This window comes from Pantoea sp. VS1 (genome assembly GCF_002207995.1).
GTDB lineage: Bacteria > Pseudomonadota > Gammaproteobacteria > Enterobacterales > Enterobacteriaceae > Pantoea > Pantoea dispersa.
In genome coordinates this window covers 1-316 of the sequence record NZ_NHZE01000022.1, presented here as the reverse complement: position 1 = coordinate 316, position 316 = coordinate 1, and the positions used below count along the sequence as shown (strand labels likewise).

Here is a 316-nt window from a genome sequence, read left to right as displayed (position 1 = left end):
CAGTTATAAACGGCATAGCAGAGGAGACTCACTATGCCCTGGACTGAGACTGTTACCATGCAACGCCCTGAATTCATCCTCGCCTGCCAGGCAGGCGGGGAATCCATGACGCAGCTGTGTAACCGCCACGGCATCAGCCGCAAAACCGGCTACAAGTGGCTCAGCCGCTTTAACCCCGGCGAGCTCTCCTCGCTTCAAAATCTCTCCCGCGCCCGCCATCTCCAGCCCGATAAAATCGCCCCCGACATCGCCGCGCGCCTCGTTCAGTTCCGCCAGCAGCACCCCGACTGGGGGCCAAAAAAAATCCGCCACTGGT

At 60.1% G+C, this 316-nt stretch carries 1 protein-coding gene; it reads left to right on the top strand.

What is annotated here, in order from left to right:
* Positions 1 to 57 precede the first annotated feature (57 nt).
* Positions 58 to 316 (top strand): helix-turn-helix domain-containing protein (locus CBW22_RS11675; protein ID WP_176428106.1); only part of this gene is annotated, 259 nt, incomplete at its 3' end.